Origin of the sequence: Aeribacillus sp. FSL K6-8210 (assembly GCF_037963925.1) — a bacterium.
GTDB lineage: Bacteria > Bacillota > Bacilli > Bacillales > Aeribacillaceae > Aeribacillus > Aeribacillus composti.
The window spans coordinates 931448-947901 of the sequence record NZ_CP150172.1 but is presented as its reverse complement, the minus strand read 5'-3'; the positions used below and the strand labels follow the sequence as shown (position 1 = coordinate 947901).

General features: G+C 39.4%; 18 protein-coding genes, 1 pseudogene and 1 riboswitch. Of the genes and pseudogenes, 8 read left to right on the top strand and 11 right to left on the bottom strand.

The genetic code is table 11. The features are described from left to right. Positions 1 to 33: 33 nt before the first annotated feature. Entirely contained in the window at positions 34 to 813 is a 780-nt protein-coding gene (locus tag NSQ41_RS04760; protein ID WP_339211090.1) for an alpha/beta hydrolase, read from the bottom strand. Between the two features lie 68 nt (positions 814 to 881). On the opposite strand from NSQ41_RS04760, the gene NSQ41_RS04755 reads away from it, so the two are divergent. Continuing rightward, positions 882 to 1409 (top strand): gamma carbonic anhydrase family protein, encoded by a 528-nt coding sequence (locus NSQ41_RS04755; RefSeq protein ID WP_063386577.1) that lies wholly within the window; start codon positions 882 to 884, stop codon positions 1407 to 1409. A gap of 171 nt (positions 1410 to 1580) precedes the next feature. After that, a complete protein-coding gene (locus NSQ41_RS04750) occupies positions 1581 to 2111 on the top strand; it encodes a phosphatase PAP2 family protein (RefSeq protein WP_066249451.1) in 531 nt (176 codons plus the stop codon). Between the two features lie 689 nt (positions 2112 to 2800). Here the strand turns inward: NSQ41_RS04750 and metK are convergent. Continuing rightward, positions 2801 to 4006, bottom strand: a complete 1206-nt coding sequence (gene metK, locus NSQ41_RS04745; RefSeq protein ID WP_311067002.1) for a methionine adenosyltransferase — start codon at positions 4004 to 4006, stop codon at positions 2801 to 2803. A 207-nt stretch (positions 4007 to 4213) separates the two neighbouring features. Further along, positions 4214 to 4405, bottom strand: a riboswitch (SAM riboswitch). A gap of 268 nt (positions 4406 to 4673) precedes the next feature. Here metK and pckA point away from each other — a divergent pair. After that, a complete protein-coding gene (gene pckA / locus NSQ41_RS04740; RefSeq protein WP_063386648.1) occupies positions 4674 to 6263 on the top strand; it encodes a phosphoenolpyruvate carboxykinase (ATP) in 1590 nt (529 codons plus the stop codon). Positions 6264 to 6337: 74 nt separating this feature from the next. On the opposite strand, the pseudogene NSQ41_RS04735 reads toward pckA, so the two are convergent. The 3 genes and pseudogenes from NSQ41_RS04735 to NSQ41_RS04725 form a co-directional block, all read right to left on the bottom strand. After that, positions 6338 to 7151: pseudogene (locus tag NSQ41_RS04735) on the bottom strand (IS3 family transposase); the annotation flags it as partial. A 412-nt stretch (positions 7152 to 7563) separates the two neighbouring features. Continuing rightward, the gene (locus tag NSQ41_RS04730) at positions 7564 to 7806 is read right to left on the bottom strand and encodes a DUF2584 domain-containing protein (RefSeq protein WP_063386573.1); all 243 of its coding nucleotides are present in this window, start codon (positions 7804 to 7806) and stop codon (positions 7564 to 7566) included. A 64-nt stretch (positions 7807 to 7870) separates the two neighbouring features. Then, the gene (locus NSQ41_RS04725) at positions 7871 to 8653 is read right to left on the bottom strand and encodes a prolyl oligopeptidase family serine peptidase (protein WP_063386572.1); all 783 of its coding nucleotides are present in this window, start codon (positions 8651 to 8653) and stop codon (positions 7871 to 7873) included. Positions 8654 to 8772: 119 nt separating this feature from the next. On the opposite strand from NSQ41_RS04725, the gene NSQ41_RS04720 reads away from it, so the two are divergent. The 3 genes from NSQ41_RS04720 to NSQ41_RS04710 are packed head-to-tail and all read left to right on the top strand — an operon-like array spanning position 8773 to position 11365. Beyond that, positions 8773 to 9777 (top strand): ABC transporter substrate-binding protein, encoded by a 1005-nt coding sequence (locus NSQ41_RS04720; protein WP_339211088.1) that lies wholly within the window; start codon positions 8773 to 8775, stop codon positions 9775 to 9777. A gap of 24 nt (positions 9778 to 9801) precedes the next feature. After that, positions 9802 to 10581 (top strand): ABC transporter ATP-binding protein, encoded by a 780-nt coding sequence (locus NSQ41_RS04715; RefSeq protein WP_066249444.1) that lies wholly within the window; start codon positions 9802 to 9804, stop codon positions 10579 to 10581. Then, positions 10559 to 11365, top strand: coding sequence for an ABC transporter permease (locus NSQ41_RS04710; protein WP_339211085.1), 807 nt, complete (start codon positions 10559 to 10561; stop codon positions 11363 to 11365). The genes NSQ41_RS04715 and NSQ41_RS04710 overlap by 23 nt, the downstream gene beginning before the upstream one ends. A gap of 161 nt (positions 11366 to 11526) precedes the next feature. Here NSQ41_RS04710 and ytkD read toward each other — a convergent pair whose 3' ends face one another. The 4 genes from ytkD to NSQ41_RS04690 all read right to left on the bottom strand — a co-directional run bounded on the left by ytkD (position 11527) and on the right by NSQ41_RS04690 (position 13501). Further along, positions 11527 to 12000, bottom strand: a complete 474-nt coding sequence (ytkD, locus tag NSQ41_RS04705) for an RNA deprotection pyrophosphohydrolase (protein WP_094245279.1) — start codon at positions 11998 to 12000, stop codon at positions 11527 to 11529. 65 nt (positions 12001 to 12065) lie between these two features. Then, positions 12066 to 12392: a hypothetical protein gene (locus tag NSQ41_RS04700; protein WP_063386567.1), complete on the bottom strand. Its 327-nt coding sequence runs from the start codon at positions 12390 to 12392 to the stop codon at positions 12066 to 12068. Positions 12393 to 12486: 94 nt separating this feature from the next. After that, positions 12487 to 12930, bottom strand: a complete 444-nt coding sequence (locus NSQ41_RS04695) for a Dps family protein (RefSeq protein WP_063386566.1) — start codon at positions 12928 to 12930, stop codon at positions 12487 to 12489. A 97-nt stretch (positions 12931 to 13027) separates the two neighbouring features. Beyond that, complete coding sequence (locus NSQ41_RS04690) at positions 13028 to 13501, bottom strand: S-ribosylhomocysteine lyase (RefSeq protein ID WP_063386565.1); 474 nt, start codon at positions 13499 to 13501, stop codon at positions 13028 to 13030. Positions 13502 to 13607: 106 nt separating this feature from the next. Here NSQ41_RS04690 and yidD point away from each other — a divergent pair, with 106 nt between their 5' ends. Together yidD and NSQ41_RS04680 are read left to right on the top strand one after the other, a co-directional pair. Further along, on the top strand, positions 13608 to 13853 hold the full coding sequence (gene yidD / locus NSQ41_RS04685) for a membrane protein insertion efficiency factor YidD (RefSeq protein WP_063386564.1): 246 nt from the start codon (positions 13608 to 13610) through the stop codon (positions 13851 to 13853). Between the two features lie 58 nt (positions 13854 to 13911). Continuing rightward, positions 13912 to 14100 carry a hypothetical protein gene (locus tag NSQ41_RS04680; protein ID WP_063386563.1) on the top strand — a complete coding sequence of 63 codons (189 nt, stop codon included), beginning with the start codon at positions 13912 to 13914 and terminating at the stop codon, positions 14098 to 14100. A 7-nt stretch (positions 14101 to 14107) separates the two neighbouring features. On the opposite strand, the gene NSQ41_RS04675 is transcribed toward NSQ41_RS04680, so the two are convergent. Together NSQ41_RS04675 and menB are read right to left on the bottom strand one after the other, a co-directional pair. Then, on the bottom strand, positions 14108 to 15562 hold the full coding sequence (locus NSQ41_RS04675) for an o-succinylbenzoate--CoA ligase (RefSeq protein WP_063386562.1): 1455 nt from the start codon (positions 15560 to 15562) through the stop codon (positions 14108 to 14110). A 67-nt stretch (positions 15563 to 15629) separates the two neighbouring features. Further along, a complete protein-coding gene (gene menB, locus NSQ41_RS04670) occupies positions 15630 to 16448 on the bottom strand; it encodes a 1,4-dihydroxy-2-naphthoyl-CoA synthase (protein ID WP_063386561.1) in 819 nt (272 codons plus the stop codon). Between the last annotated feature and the right edge of the window lie 6 nt (positions 16449 to 16454).

Sequence of the window (16454 nt, the reverse complement as noted above, 5' to 3'; positions counted from 1 at the left end):
TCAACTCACCTCTTCATTGTAAAATTCCAGTGTTTATGTTAAATGGCTTTCTGTAAATCTCAACGCATCTTGAAAAACAAGTTCTCTTTCCGGTTCATTAAAAATTTCGTGATATAGTCCTTCCCATTCTTTATAGCTCTTTTTCGTGAGATTCAACTGACTATACCATTTTTGAACTGCTGATTTATCAACAATTTTGTCTTCTCCTCCCTGCATGACGAAAAGAGGGACATCTGGAAACTGCGGAAGCTGCTGAAATGCTAGTTCAATAGCATGAAGAAGCTCTCTGTACCAGCGCACAGAAACTTTTCTTACGTAAAGGGAGTCGTTTCTGTTTATGTCTTGAATTTCCTTATTTCTCGTTGCCATCTCAACTGTCAAACCGGAATCAAAGCGTACCCTAGGCGCGAAAATATTTAATCCTTTTGCCAAAAGATCGAGCGCTTTACTCGGTTTTTGCAAAATTCCTAAACATGGCGAAGATAAAATGACCCCGTTTAACGGAATTTTATTTCTCTGCAGCGTACGTATGGCTATTAAACCGCCCATGCTATGCCCCAGCAAAAAAAGCGGCAATTGGAAAGATTGAGCCTCCCTGATCCAACGGTCAACTTCATCAATATATTCATCAAACGATTGGACATGTCCCCGTCTGGAGGATGAATTTCCTTGTCCTGGCAAATCCCCCATGACAACATGGTACCCGTTTGTTTGCCACTTTTTTATCAGCCATTTGTAACGTCCATGATGTTCTAAAGCTCCATGAATGATGACAATCGCAGCTTTAGGACTAGAACTTACCCATTTCCACATAAATTAACTCCTTTCCGAACATGACGGAAAATTTGTTATAATATGAAAAAAAGAAAAGGATGGTTCCCATGGTTATTTATCCATATAAAGACAAAAAACCTATAATTAGCGATTCGGCTTATATAGCTGATTTTGTCACAATCACCGGCGATGTTCAAATAGGAGATGAATCAAGCATTTGGTTTCAGACGGTTATCCGCGGTGACGTCGCCCCAACTATTATTGGAAATCGGGTCAATATTCAAGACCAATGCTGTCTGCACCAGAGCCCAAATAAACCGTTAATTATTGAAGATGATGTAACCGTCGGCCATCAAGTTCTGCTCCATAGTGCGATTGTGCGGAAAGGAGCTCTAATTGGAATGGGTTCGATTATTCTGGATGGAGCAGAAATCGGAAAAGGCGCTTTTATCGGTGCAGGCAGTCTTGTCCCGCCAGGCAAAAAGATACCTGAGAAAACTTTAGCATTCGGAAGACCCGCCAAAGTGATTAGAGAATTAACAGAAGAAGATCTTCAAGATATGGAACGCATCCGTCGCGAGTATATCGAAAAAGCTCAATATTATAAAAATATTGCTCGTATGAACAACATATAAATTGCTTATAAAAACATTTTAAAACTTTCTCTTTCAAATGTCATTCTTTACCGGGCAGCTTCATGTATTTTTAAAATTTTGTAAAATTTTTATTAGATTTGTTGAAGTTTACATAAATATGAGAGAAAATTTTTTTAAGAATTTTTGCTTTTTGAAAAGAGGAACTTTAACATGGGCAGACTGCTGAATCAGCTTTACCAATTTGAGTGCAAGTTGTTCAAACTGATTAATTCGCATTTTGAACGAAAAGGACTGAATGTTTATTTTCGGTATATTACTCATTTAGGAGGGGCTGTTTTTTCAATTGCAACATGTTTAATGCTGATGTTATTTTTTAATGAACCTGTAAAAACTGTTGCCTTGGCAAGTTCAGCTGCTCTTTTTTTCAGTCATATTCCGGTTTTCATTGTGAAAAGAATTTATCCACGCAGACGGCCTTATCTTACATTATTTGAAACAAAAGTGTTAGAAAATCCGTTAACTGACCATTCATTTCCTTCTGGACATACGACAGCTGTATTTTCAGTGGCTACACCATTTTTGCTCTTTTTTCCAGCCTTAACATGGATTTTGCTTCCTCTCGCATTCAGTGTAGCACTATCAAGAATTTTTCTTGGCCTACACTACCCTTCAGATGTGCTGGCGGGAATAGTTCTAGGAGCTTCAGCAGGCACCATCTGTTTTGTCGCATTCGGACCATAAATCGAGTAGGAGGGAGCGATTAACTCCCGTCCTCTCACACCACCGTACGTACGGTTCCGTATACGGCGGTTCAATTAAGATAATTGACGCAAGTCTTTATAACTTCCGTGAATAGCTGTTCTCTTTATGCCAGTGGTCACTCCACCCTCCAAGAGATCTCCCACGGGATTCACCGCTTCCTCCCTCAAGTGAGGTACTACGTTTTCTGTGTTCATCATGACTCACTGAATGCCAAGGGCTATTCTCTCTTAATTGTTCGGTCCTTCTTAGTTGTTCTAGACCAACTAATACTATGACCTCTGCTGACTTCTGACGGTTCAGCTATCTATCACTAGATAGGTTACCAAGGTTACTTGGCGTGCCAGCCAGACCTCCCCGGGTAAGAGTGTAATCTTTCCTTCCATCCATCTGCTTCATTTACTCTGTATCACCTTCGGCAGAAAGGGCTTTGTTTTGTCTTGCAAACTCACCCAGTGATACCTAGCCTCATATGAAGTTCGTGTTCCTCAGACCGGAAGTTTGCCGCTCGCTTCCTTCAGATTCCGCGTCACCACGGACACCCTTGCGTTAAGCTAACTGCTACTTCTGCCTTCGCAGCTCGGGACTTTCACCCTATAGATTACACCCATGCCGGGCGCACAAGCAAAAAGGTGTCTAATGCATGCATCGCATTGGACACCTTTTTTATTTTACAAATATTGATGAGCTTGTTCGCGCAAAGCTTCCGCTTTATCTGTGCGTTCCCATGGCAAATCTAGATCGTTGCGTCCGAAATGACCGTAAGCAGCTGTCTGTTTGTAAATCGGGCGGCGCAAGTCAAGCATTTTTATAATGCCAGCTGGGCGCAAATCAAAGTTATTGCGAATTAATTCAACTAAAACATCTTCGCTTACTTTGCCAGTACCGAACGTATCAACAGAAATAGAGACAGGTTTCGCCACACCAATTGCATAGGCCAGCTGAACCTCGCATTTGTCTGCAAGTCCGGCTGCGACAATATTTTTCGCTACGTAACGAGCCGCATAAGCTGCAGATCGGTCTACCTTCGTCGGATCTTTTCCTGAGAAAGCTCCTCCGCCATGGCGCGCATAGCCTCCGTAAGTATCGACAATGATTTTTCGTCCCGTTAATCCTGCATCTCCTTGTGGTCCGCCAATAACGAAACGTCCGGTAGGGTTGATGAAATATTTTGTTTCTTCATCGATCAGTTCTTTTGGAGCAACCGGATCAATTACTTTTTCTTTAATATCCTGCTTAATTTGTTCTAAAGTTGCCTCCGGATGGTGTTGAGTCGATATGACAATTGTGTCAATTCTAACCGGCTGTTCATTTTCATCATATTCTACCGTAACTTGCGTCTTTCCGTCCGGACGCAAATAAGGAATTTCTTCGCTTTTTCTAACTTCTGTAAGCCGGCGTGAAAGCTTATGGGCAATGGAAATCGGGAGAGGCATTAATTCCTTCGTTTCATTGCATGCAAAACCGAACATTAACCCTTGATCTCCAGCGCCAATCGCTTCAATTTCTTCATCAGTCATTTGTCCTTCTCTCGCTTCTAAAGCTTTATCCACCCCTGCAGCAATATCGGGTGATTGCTCATCAATTGATGTTAAAACAGCACAAGTTTCAGCATCAAAACCGTATTTAGCTCTCGTATAGCCGATCTCTTTGACCGTTTCTCGCACAATTTTTGGTATATCCACATACGTGCTTGTCGTAATTTCTCCACTGACTAATACAAGTCCGGTGGTGACAGATGTTTCGCAAGCTACACGTGCGTTCGGATCTTTTTCTAAAATGGCATCTAAAATCGCATCTGAAATTTGGTCGCAAATTTTGTCCGGATGCCCTTCCGTTACGGATTCAGATGTAAACAGACGGCGCTTTTTTGTCATTTACTGCTTCCTCCTCAAACTTAAAATGATGTTTATGGAGTGCTACACTCCTTGTCATTGACACGGAACTCATTCCCTCGCCACTATTGTAAACATATCAAAATATTTCGTACGATAAGAAAAACTTGGCTAAACGAGATTTCTCTTATACATAGAAAAAACCTTCCCTGCCAGAGGAAAGGTTGTTATAAACATCATTGCCTTTCACTCTTATCGTTCAAGGATATAACCTTGCATCAGGTTAGCACCATTGCTCGTCTATGAATATGGAATTCTTTCGCATCATGTTGTATGTCCATAGAATACCGGGATTTTGAAAGCCATATTCTACTGTCTTCTTTCAACGAGCCGGTTGCTGGGCTTCATAGGGCCTGTCCCTCCGCCAACTCGGGATAAGAGTATCCGTTCAAATGTATATCATACAGGAGCAAAAAAGTACTTGTCAACAATAAATAAAGCTTCTCTGTAATTTTCCAAATCATCTGATATCCATTATTTCAGTATCAGCTGATCAATCATGATTCGTATGATGCCCAAAAATGAAGGCAAAATATATAGTAAAAACATTATTTTCAGAAATCGATAAATAGGATGGATTATTTTTGCGAATGTGTTATACTATTTCTATAAAACCATTTCAAATATGCAAAAAAAGGATGGTATGTATATGAATATTGTAGATGTATCAAATGAATTAGCTTCGTTGATCAGCGGACCAAATGCATATCATAATTTACCAGTCGCACGACTTGTAGAAAAAGTTTTAGCTAGGAAAGAAGGTTTTTTAACAAATACAGGTGCAGTTTCGGTTACAACAGGCAAATATACCGGCCGGTCACCAGAAGATAAATTCATCGTTGAAGAAGATTCTGTCAAGCATTTAATTGATTGGGGACCCGTCAACAAGCCAATTTCATCAGAAGTTTTTGAAAAACTGTACTTAAAAGTCATACAATATTTAAAAAATAGAGATGAAATTTATGTTTTTAACGGATTTGCCGGAGCTGACAAAAAATATCGTCTTCCAATTCAAGTGGTCAATGAATTGGCGTGGCAAAATTTATTTGCTCGCCAACTGTTTATCCGTCCGAAAAGCCAAGACGATTTAAAGGAGCATAAAAATCCGTTTACGATTGTTTCCGCTCCTTCCTTTAAAGCAGATCCAGCTGTGGATGGAACGAACTCAGAAGCATTTATCATTATTTCTTTTGAAAAGAGAATAATCCTGATCGGCGGAACTGAATATGCAGGCGAGATGAAAAAGTCTATCTTTTCCGTCATGAACTTCCTGCTTCCAGAAAGAGATATATTTTCAATGCACTGCTCCGCCAATGTCGGTCAAGAAGGCGATGTCGCGCTCTTTTTCGGTTTATCGGGAACAGGCAAAACAACACTTTCCGCCGATCCAAAACGCCGATTAATTGGTGATGATGAACACGGCTGGTCTTCATCTGGTATTTTTAATATTGAAGGCGGCTGTTATGCAAAATGCATCGGTTTGTCTGAAGAAAAAGAACCTCAAATTTATAACGCGATTCGATTCGGTTCCGTTTTGGAAAACGTTGTGGTTGATGAATCGACACGAATTCCTGATTATGACAACTCCTTATTAACAGAAAACACCCGTGCGGCTTATCCAATTGAAGCGATTGACAATATTGCTAAACCGAGCATTGCGGGTCACCCTAACACTATTATTTTTTTAACAGCTGATGCGTTCGGTGTTCTACCGCCAATAAGCAAATTAACGAAAGAACAGGCTATGTATCATTTCTTAAGCGGTTATACGAGCAAGCTTGCTGGAACGGAAAGGGGTATTACTTCCCCTAAAACAACGTTCTCCACATGCTTTGGCGCACCATTTCTTCCGCTTCCAGCTACAAGATACTCTGAAATGCTCGGAAGAAAAATCGAAGAACATGATGTGAAAGTATTTTTAGTCAATACAGGGTGGACCGGTGGAGAATACGGAGTAGGAAAGCGAATTAAACTTGCTTATACAAGAGCCATGGTTCAGGCAGCATTGGAAGGCGAACTCGATGAGGTGGAAACTGTAAAAGACCCTATTTTCGGGCTGGCGATTCCTGCTCATGTTCCAGGAGTGCCTGATGAAGTTTTACAGCCTATTAAAACATGGAGTGATAAAAACGCTTATGAACAAAAAGCGTATGAATTAGCAAAAGCATTCAAAGAGAACTTCAAAAAATTCTCGAACGTTCCGAAGGAAATTGAAGAACTTGGCGGTCCAATCATATAAAAAAATTACTTACTTTCGGCTACAGCTTTGAACTGTCCCCTGTCAAGTAGACTGTAGAAATAATAAAAATATACCTAAGCGGCTTTAGCTCTATATTCCATGGGGCTAAAGCCGCTTAATCTTTTTTGATACCTTTCATAATGATAAAAGCGGTTGTACTCATCCATCGCAAGAGCTAATTCTTTAAATGTCTGATACTTATGTAAATAATACTTCTCGCATTTAAAGCGTTCCCCAAAAAGATACCATTGGCCCATTATCAATGCATCTGCCTACTCTTGACATACTTTGTGTCATCCCTGCTTGGTCTATCCTACGTTTAAAACCATGAGAGGTATATTGGAACCCACGGTCACTATGAATAAGTGGATGCTCTCCTTTTAAAAGTACGGTGGCTTGATCCAACGTTTTGAATACAAGATGATGATGATTGGAATGTCCTAAAACATCGCTCACAATTGATCCATCATATAGATCAAGAATAGCACTTAAATAGGCTCTCTTTGATGAACCTATTTTAATTCTGTGACATCAGCTACCCATTTTTCACTTGGCTTTTCCGCTGTAAATTCACGATTCAATATATTTTCTGCAACATGTTGAGGGAAAACGTTTTAACCACTTATAGTAAGCAGCTCGTGAAATACCGGCGATTTCACATATAAGATTATGCTTAGTTTTCTTTCTCATGAAGTTCCCGGATTGCGATATACTTGTCTTCAAAACGGATTTGGTTTACTTTCACCTCCTTTCGATTTCCTCTAACTTTTTTAAAAATAGATTCTCCGCACGTAAGCGCTCATTTTCTCTTTCTAACTTTTTCATCTCCAGTTTCATTTTCTCTTCTGGAGATAACTCTGCTTCTTCTTTTTTTCTTCCTCGTTTGTCTTTATCCATTGCCTTAAAGAATATTTAGTAATTTGATACCTTTTACAAAGCTCTTGAATAGTACATTCTCGGTTTTCATATGCAAGTAAAACTTCAAGTTTGAGCTCTGTTGTATATTGCTTATACATAGAAAAACTCCCCCTAAGGTAAAACAGATTTTTTATATTTTAATCTGTCTACCTTAAGGGGAGCATATCACTTTGTCGATAGCCTTTTAATATTTTTATGTGGTTTGGCAAAACAAATCGGCATACGCAGATTTTTAGACGAAAACCCCTTTTTCAACGAACTTTTATGAAAAAGGGGTTACGCGATTTTTTATGATAAGACAAATGGAAGCCGTACTCGATAAAATTAAGCAAATTCCTCCTTCCACAATCCGTTCAACAAATGAACGGAAATATGATGACGGTTAATTGGTTGAGTACAATGAAGTGAGATTATAAGTAAGCACGGTTTTGTTATCAGCCCATTCCAATTTAATAATTTCAGCTGTTCCTGTAGGATCGCTTATCAACGTTTTTCGAACTTCCAAAGGAATATTCATAGGATAAAGGCGATAGCCATCTTTGACAAGCTGAAATACGTTTTCCTCTATCCGCTTTTCCTTCCCTTTTGTAATAATCATCGTATTTAATTCAAGCGGCATGCCCATTTCTCCAATCCCCTTTCATTTGATCGATCATTTTTTAGTATGTATCATATGAAAAATATAATGGTCAATTTTTCATCCATTTTATCATTCGTTCTAAAACCATCCGGTTATGCCGAGGCGGAAAATGATGACTAAAATGTTGGAAATACCAGCTTTCCACTTGCTTTCCCAATTCTTTCAGCCTTCTTTCCAATCGATATGCATGTTCAATTGACACGTTTTCATCTTTTCCCCCATGAATGATTAAAACGGGTGCTTGCATTTTTTCAAGGTAATACAACGGTGTCCGCCATTTATAGCGGTCAGGATATTTCTTCGGTGTCCCTCCAATAACTCTTTTCATCATCCTTCTTAAGTCCTTTCTCTCCTCATAAGTTAAAAACATATCAGACACCCCGCCCCAGCTTACAACAGATCGAACATTTGAGCATATAATCCCAGTAAGCAAGGCCATGACTCCTCCCCTTGAAAAGCCAAAAACGTGAATGCGATCCGGATTCACTTGCGGATGTTTCATCAACAAATAGAATGCATTGACCGCATCAAAACGATCATTCCCCGCAAAATCTTCATTCCCTTCTCCTCCTAAATTTCCTCGATAAAAGGGAGCCATCACGATAAAGCCTTTTGATGCAAATTGTATAATTCTTCCTGCCCGAACCATACCAACATTTTTAATCCCTCCGCGCAAATATAAAAAGCCATCATAAACACCTTCTTGAACAGGCTCTGCTAACAGACCTTTCACTTTTAGTCCTTCAGAAATATATGTCACGATGGAAAGCTTAATCGAAGGGTTCGGTGATGGGAAAATTTGTTTGTCAACTATTTCTCCGTTTCTCAGCATCTTTTCAACCTCCATTTAGGTAGGCAATCACACATTATATTTTTTTTTCATACTTTATCCTAGATAAATATATTTAAACATTTTTCCTTTAATATGAACATCATTAGGGAGGATTTCACATGAAAAAAAGGCTTGCTTCCATCGTATTGGTGATCCTTTTCATCATACCTCTTTCAGCCTGCGGCGGAGGAGTGGAAAAAATTCGGCTGGCGGAAGTCACTCATTCTGTTTTTTACGCACCATTGTACGTGGCCATTGAAAAAGAATTTTTCAAAGAAGAAGGACTGGACGTAGAATTAAAAACTACTTGGGGCGGAGATAAAACAATGACCGCCATTTTATCAAACGGCGCTGATATCGGTCTTGTCGGTTCGGAAACGTCCATTTACGTATATGCCCAAGAAGCAAATGACCCAGTCATTAACTTCGCCCAGCTGACCGAAACGGACGGCACTTTCCTTGTCTCCAGAGCCAAGTTGGATGATTTTCAATGGGAAGATTTAAAAGGAAGCACTTTTTTAGGACAGCGTAAAGGCGGCATGCCGCAAATGGTAGGGGAATTTGTGCTGAAAAAGCATAACATCGATCCGCATCAAGATTTAAACCTTATCCAAAACATCGACTTTGCGAATATTGCAAATGCTTTTGCTTCCGGTACAGGCGAATATGTTCAACTGTTTGAGCCAACCGCAAGTATTTTTGAAAAAGAAGGAAAAGGTCACATTATCGCATCCTTCGGCAAGGAATCGGGCAAAGTTCCTTATACAACATTTATGGCAAAAGAAAGCTATATTAAGAAAAATGATAAAACGGTGAAAAAATTCACAAAAGCGCTCTACAAAGCGCAAAAATGGGTGGAAGAACATGACGCCGAAACAATTGCCGAAACGATAGCGCCGCAATTTAAAGATACGCCGATCGATATTTTAATATCTTCCATTGACCGTTATAAAAGCCAAGGATCCTATGCAAAAACCCCGCTGTTAGATGAGGACGAATGGAACAATTTGCAAAAAATTATGGAAGAAGCAGGAGAACTGCCGGAGAAAATTGATTATGAACTATTAGTCAACACGTCCATAGCAAACGAAGTGGCAAATATAATGTTGTTTCAAAAGGAGTAAATTTATCGACAAGGGGGGAGGAGATTGTCATTTTTAACGATCGATCATGTCAGCCATACTTATTTTACAAAAAAATCGGCAACGACAGCTTTGGAGGACATCCATTTGGAAGTAGAGGAAGGGGAATTTATATCCTTTCTAGGTCCTAGCGGCTGCGGCAAAACAACGCTGCTTTCCATCATTGCCGGTATCATGAAACCGACAGAAGGGCAAGTTATTTTGAACGGAAAGCAAATATCTTCCGCAACACCGTCTGTCGGTTATATGCTGCAACAAGATTATTTATTTCCATGGAAAACGATAGAGGAAAATATTTTAATTGGATTAAAATTATTGAACAAACTGAATGAAAATGAGAAAAAGCGGACATTTCAGCTTCTGCACCAAATGGGTCTCGAAAATGTAGAAAAGCTATATCCGAATCAATTATCAGGCGGAATGAGACAAAGAGCCGCTTTAGTCCGCACTCTTTCTACAGATCCGAAAATGCTGCTATTGGATGAACCTTTTTCCGCCCTCGATTATCAAACGAAATTAAAGCTTGAAGACTTAGTCTTTCAAACATTAAAGGATTTTAAAAAAACAGCCATTCTAGTCACGCATGATATTGGGGAAGCAATCGCCATGAGCGATCGGATTGTCCTGCTATCCAAAAGGCCTGGCAAAATTGCCAAAATATTTACTGTCCCAAAAGAATTGCGGGATACATCCCCGTTTAAAACAAGGCAGCATCCAACGTATACTTCACTTTTTGACTTAATCTGGAAGGAGTTAGATCAGCTTGAAACAAACAACAACAATTGATCTCCTCCATAAACAATATTTGCAAAGATTGCATAAAGAAAAGAAATGGATTACCTTTTATCAAATCTTAATTTTTATTTCTTTTTTTCTCATATGGGAGGTGTCATCCAGCCAAAAATGGATAGACCCGCTCATATTCAGTTCGCCGACAAAAATTTTTCACTTATTTGTTGAAAAACTGCAGGACGGTACATTACTTACCAATTTGAACGTGACGCTTTTTGAAACGGTCTTGGGGTTTATTTTTGGGACATTATTCGGGACATTACTTGCTGCTCTATTATGGTGGTTTCCAAGGCTGTCTAAAATATTAGATCCGTATTTAGTGGTTTTAAACGCAATGCCGAAAGTAGCTCTTGGGCCGATTTTCATCGTTGTACTTGGGCCCGGATTTACCTCAATTATCGCGATGGGAACAATCATTTCGGTTATTATTACTACAATTGTAGTCTATACTTCCTTTAAAGAAGTGGATCCGAATTATATAAAAGTGCTGCAAACATTTGGGGCAGGCAAAAAGCACGTGTTCAGAGAGGCGATCCTGCCGTCATCTTTTCCAACCATTATTTCTACTTTGAAAGTCAATGTCGGGTTATCCTGGGTGGGTGTGATCGTCGGAGAATTTCTCGTTTCAGCTAAAGGATTAGGCTATATGATTATTTACGGGTTCCAAGTTTTTAATTTTACCCTTGTGCTGTTAAGCCTAGTTATCATTGCCATCTTTGCAACGATCATGTACAAAATTGTCGAACTAATTGAAAAAACATTAATCAAAAGCCAATAAGAGGCTGTCAAGAAAGTCAAATCGCCATTGAAAACATAAAATCATAAACACCGATATATCAACGTTTCTAACACATTAATGGGGGCGTCAATAAGCCGTAAAAACGACTTACTAGACACCCCCTTAAACAATTTCTAAACCGACTTTCAGGAATTTAAAAGCTATTTTATGTAATCGGCATAAATTTTGTCCAAGCTACGTTTTAGAACATCATCTTTCATAATAAAGCTAAAGCGATGATCGTCCTCAATTTTTTCAGGCAAGTCCGCAAGCAGGACTGGACCTAACGTTTCAAAATACGTGCTCTGTTTTTCGAGCCTCTCAATTTCCGCATAATAAATATTTTTCACAATCGTTTTCTCTTTTCCTATAACCTTATATTGCCCAATATATACGATATCTTGGACAATTCCTCCCGTTTCTTCCCTCACTTCCCGGACAGCAGCTTCAACCGGCTTTTCGCCGTTCTCGACTTTTCCTCCTGGAAACTCGTAGCCCCGGTCTTCATGTAAAGTTAAAAGCCATTTGTTTTCATATCGGCAGATGACCCAGACATGCTTCGGGTAAACAGAAAAAGGGTGTTGACGGAAAGACAGGTATACATCATTGCCGTAAAAATCTTTAAAATAAAACATAATCAATCCCTCTACTCCCATTTATCTGTTTTCATCATAACATATGGAAAAGAGGATTGTATAACTTATTCTTGATTATGCATAAGACCCATTGAAGCAATATGTTTTCTAGCTTCTTCGTCGCCATGCTTATAAATGAATTCATATACTTTTTTTGTTAAAGCATCAATCGCATCATTTTCCTTGTCATAATGATACTGTATATACGGAACATGCGCCCGGAAGAAATTTTGCCAGCTGGTAGAATGAATCTGATCGAAATACTCCCGTAACTCCGTAATTTCCTCATCATTGGCAGAAATTTGAAAATCCCACGGAGATGCTTCTCTGCTTTGGGAAATCTCACCGCTAGCTACTGATATATAATAGGTTTTTTTTGGATTTTCGGACATTTATATCCCCCTCCTCTTTTTAAGTATTGCCTTATCAAAGAAAAATATTTATAAAAAAAGGCTGCCTAACGCAGCCAAAAGAGGAAGGATATAATTATTTTCCAAGGAATGACTTTAACATCCAGTTATGTTTTTCAAGATTCACTTTAATATCGAGAAGCATGTCACCAGTTGCTTCGTCATTCACTTCTTCAGCAACTTTGATTCCTTTGTCCAAATCTTGAATGATGGCGGAAAAGTCGTCAACAACTGCCTGCACCATTTGTTCTGCAGTTTCAACGCCTTCTGCTTCTTTAATAGAGGAGATTTCTAGGCTTTCTCTAATCGTAGCAACAGGTTTAGCGCCCAAAGCTAAAAGTCTTTCCGCTAATTCGTCAATATAACCAGCAGCTTCATTGTACAGCTCTTCAAACTTTTCATGGAGAACGAAAAATTGGTCTCCTTTTACATTCCAATGAAAGTTATGTAATTTTACATAAAGTACCGTCCAATCCGCAATTTGTTTATTTACGATTTGAAATAAATCTTGTTTAGACATAATCCCATCTCCTTTTTATATAATCTTTTAGTTATACAGTACCCCTTTTTTGCACTCTTAAAACTATAAAAAAAAGTTGCATCATTGCGTGTAGCTGTTAGCTGAACACTTTTTCCAAATCCTCTTTACTATGCTTTAGCCAATATTCCATGAGCTTTTTGGCGCCTTCTAAATCATGAAGCTTCGCTTGGCCGCATTGCAGTTCGTTTGCGGCAGGCACTTCTGTCTGCTCTACAGCATCTTTCATTGTCTCTTCCAATAAATCAATGATTTCTTTTACGGTCGGTTCCCCGCTAACGACTAAATAAAAGCCTGTTTGACACCCCATTGGAGAAATATCAATGATATCAAAGTGATCATATTTTTCCGCATATTTGCGAATTGTAAATGCCAGAAGATGCTCCAATGTGTGAATAGCATCCGGTTTCATTGCCTGCTTATTCGGCTGGCAGAAGCGGATATCAAATTTGTTAACTACTCCATCCGTGCCGACTTTATGTACTCCGCAATGTCTGACATACGGTGCTTGCACTTTTGTATGATCCAGTTCAAAACTCTCCACTGAAGGCATTCCCATCACTCCTTACATTTTCTTAGTTTCCATTTTAACACAAAATTTTATAACATACATTTATGTTAAAATGTTGTCAAGATTCCAGAAAAAAGAGGTGCTTGCTGTGAAATCTGTCATGATCGCCCTTATCCGTTTTTATCAAATCTTTATCTCCCCGTTAAAGCCGCCTTCATGCCGCTTTTACCCAACATGCTCTGAATACGGGCTTGAAGCAGTGAAGCGTTTCGGAGCTGTCAAAGGCGGCTTTCTGACAGTAAAACGAATCTTGAAATGCCACCCGTTTCACCCGGGAGGATTTGACCCTGTCCCGGAAATTGAAAAAGATATAAATAAAAAAACGAGTGAATAAATGAAAAATAATGCAAAATACTACAATTATCAAATAAAGCTAAAGGGGAGCAAAAGATATGGAAAATATGATCGCTCAATTTAAACATGAAGTGAATAATGCAACAGAAGAGACGTTCCATTCTTCTGTTTGTTCGTTTTTAAATTTGTGGAGCTATGAATACGGCTCGTTCGAACATTTGCCAAACGAAATCCACCACTTATTGCATATTAGCCAATATGATATTTTAACTGTCGATCATGAATAGCCAAAAACTACAGCCATTCTTTTAGTTTTCTCCTGAGCAGCTTTTTAGATGCATTTCGTGGCAGAGATTCAACAAATGTAAATCCTTTTGGAACTTTATATTTTGCCAGCTTTTTCAAACAAAATTGCCTTAATTCTTCTTCAGACACCTCTTCGCTTCGGACAACAAAAGCATGGGGAACTTTTCCCCATTTTTTATTTTCTTTTCCTACCACTCCTACATCTTTTACGGAAGGATGCGACAAAATAACTGCTTCAACCTCCGCCGGATAAATGTTTTCTCCTCCCGAAACAATTAAATCGGATCGACGGTCCAATACATATAAAAATCCTTCTTCATCCAGATAGCCTAAATCTCCAGTATAAAACCAGCCGTCACGTATAGCTTCGTTAGTTGCGTCTGGACGATGTAAATACCCCGGTGTAACATTCGGTCCTTTTACTACAATTTCTCCCTCTTCATTAGGGGAGCAGTCCCTGCCGTCTGCTACGATCCGAATTTGAGCTGGAAACAACGGTTTTCCCGCAGATCCGAGTTTTGAAAAGCAAAATTCAGGGGCTAATGTGGCAATTTGCGAACACGTTTCCGTCATCCCATATGTTTGAAAAACGGGAATTTCTTTTTCACGGCATTGTTCAAGAATCGGCCGCGGGGCAGGACCTCCTCCTAAAAGCATGCAGCGAAACGATTTCGGATACGTGTCACTTCCTAATTCCTGCAGCATGTCATTCAGCATGGCCGTAACGACGGAAGCAATCGTAACTCCTTCATTTTTGATCGCTCTGTTTGCTTCTTTCGCTGAAAATGAAGAATGGAGAACAATTCCGATTCCATAAATGACGCTGCGCATCAAAATTGACAGTCCGCTTATATGAAAAAGAGGAACTGCCAAAAGCCAGCAATCGCCGTCCTTCAGTCCAAGATTCAGCACAGAACCGATCGCACTCCACCAATGATTCCCAAATGTTTGCTGAACTCCTTTTGGTTTTCCTGTTGTTCCAGACGTATACATAATCGTTGCCACGTCATCTAAAATAAAGCTGTCATCTAATGCTGCTTCCTTTTCATCACAAAGCTTCAACTCTGATAATGTCATAACTTTTTTACCGGGAAAATGAACCGATAATTCATCATCACAGATAACGCATTTTATATTCGCATCATTTATTTGCCATAATAATTCTTCAGCTGTTAGTCTAGTATTCAAAAGAACATTGACTGCACCGAGATACATTAAAGCATGAATATTAATGACCATTTCTAAGCTGTTTTTCATTAAAAGCCCGACTGTATCCCCACGCTTGATATCTATTTGATGCAGTTGTCTTGCTCTTTTTTCAACAAGCTGATGCAAGTCCAAAAATGAATAATTTTTCCCCTCATAACGAATGGCCAATCGGTTCGGAGTCAAAAAAGCTCGCTGTTTAAGCCAATTCGGTGTTTCATTTCGATTTGCACTCATGTCTTAACACCTCGATTATTGCACAATAAAGCAGCTCGATGCATCGCCATCAAGCTGCTTGTTCTTTTTATGGGAAACGCGGGAATTGTTTGAAATCAGGTTTTCTTTTCTCTTTAAATGCATCTCGTCCTTCTTTCGCTTCATCTGTTGTATAATACAATAATGTCGCATCCCCCGCAAATTGTTGGAGACCGGCGAGACCATCTGTATCTGCATTAAATGCAGCTTTCAAGAAGCGAATAGCAGTTGGGCTTTTTTCCAAAATTTCTTCACACCATTTGACAGTTTCCTCTTCAAGCTGCTCTAATGGGACAACTTTGTTGACTAAGCCCATCTCATAAGCTTCCTGCGCATTATATTGACGGCATAAATACCATATTTCACGAGCTCTTTTCGTACCAACAAGCCGGGCAAGCAGTCCCACTCCATATCCCGCATCAAAGCTTCCAACTTTTGGGCCTGTTTGTCCGAAAATTGCATTCTCTGATGCGATCGTTAAATCACACACGACATGCAGAACATGTCCTCCTCCAATTGCATATCCGTTCACCATTGCAATAACCGGTTTTGGAATCACCCGAATAAGCCGTTGCAAATCCAAAACGTTTAATCTAGGAATTTTATCATCACCTACGTATCCGCCATGCCCCCGCACTTTTTGATCTCCGCCTGAGCAAAACGCTTTATCACCAGCACCTGTCAAAATAATTACACCAATTTTATCATCGTCCCGCGCATAGGAAAAAGCATCGATCATTTCCGCGACCGTTTTTGGTGTGAATGCATTATGTACATGAGGACGATTCATCGTAATTTTTGCTATCCCATTGTACGTTTCATAAATGATTTCATCATATTCTCGTTCTTTTACCCAAGGAAATCCCATTTTTAT

Coding starts and splice junctions, on each gene's coding strand:
- NSQ41_RS04760 (WP_339211090.1), bottom strand. CDS start 813: ATGTGGAAATGGGTAAGTTCTAGTCCTAAAGCTGCGATTGTCATCATT.
- NSQ41_RS04755 (WP_063386577.1), top strand. CDS start 882: ATGGTTATTTATCCATATAAAGACAAAAAACCTATAATTAGCGATTCG.
- NSQ41_RS04750 (WP_066249451.1), top strand. CDS start 1,581: ATGGGCAGACTGCTGAATCAGCTTTACCAATTTGAGTGCAAGTTGTTC.
- metK (WP_311067002.1), bottom strand. CDS start 4,006: ATGACAAAAAAGCGCCGTCTGTTTACATCTGAATCCGTAACGGAAGGG.
- pckA (WP_063386648.1), top strand. CDS start 4,674: ATGAATATTGTAGATGTATCAAATGAATTAGCTTCGTTGATCAGCGGA.
- NSQ41_RS04730 (WP_063386573.1), bottom strand. CDS start 7,806: ATGGGCATGCCGCTTGAATTAAATACGATGATTATTACAAAAGGGAAG.
- NSQ41_RS04725 (WP_063386572.1), bottom strand. CDS start 8,653: ATGCTGAGAAACGGAGAAATAGTTGACAAACAAATTTTCCCATCACCG.
- NSQ41_RS04720 (WP_339211088.1), top strand. CDS start 8,773: ATGAAAAAAAGGCTTGCTTCCATCGTATTGGTGATCCTTTTCATCATA.
- ytkD (WP_094245279.1), bottom strand. CDS start 12,000: ATGTTTTATTTTAAAGATTTTTACGGCAATGATGTATACCTGTCTTTC.
- NSQ41_RS04700 (WP_063386567.1), bottom strand. CDS start 12,392: ATGTCCGAAAATCCAAAAAAAACCTATTATATATCAGTAGCTAGCGGT.
- NSQ41_RS04695 (WP_063386566.1), bottom strand. CDS start 12,930: ATGTCTAAACAAGATTTATTTCAAATCGTAAATAAACAAATTGCGGAT.
- NSQ41_RS04690 (WP_063386565.1), bottom strand. CDS start 13,501: ATGCCTTCAGTGGAGAGTTTTGAACTGGATCATACAAAAGTGCAAGCA.
- NSQ41_RS04680 (WP_063386563.1), top strand. CDS start 13,912: ATGGAAAATATGATCGCTCAATTTAAACATGAAGTGAATAATGCAACA.
- NSQ41_RS04675 (WP_063386562.1), bottom strand. CDS start 15,562: ATGAGTGCAAATCGAAATGAAACACCGAATTGGCTTAAACAGCGAGCT.
- menB (WP_063386561.1), bottom strand. CDS start 16,448: ATGGGATTTCCTTGGGTAAAAGAACGAGAATATGATGAAATCATTTAT.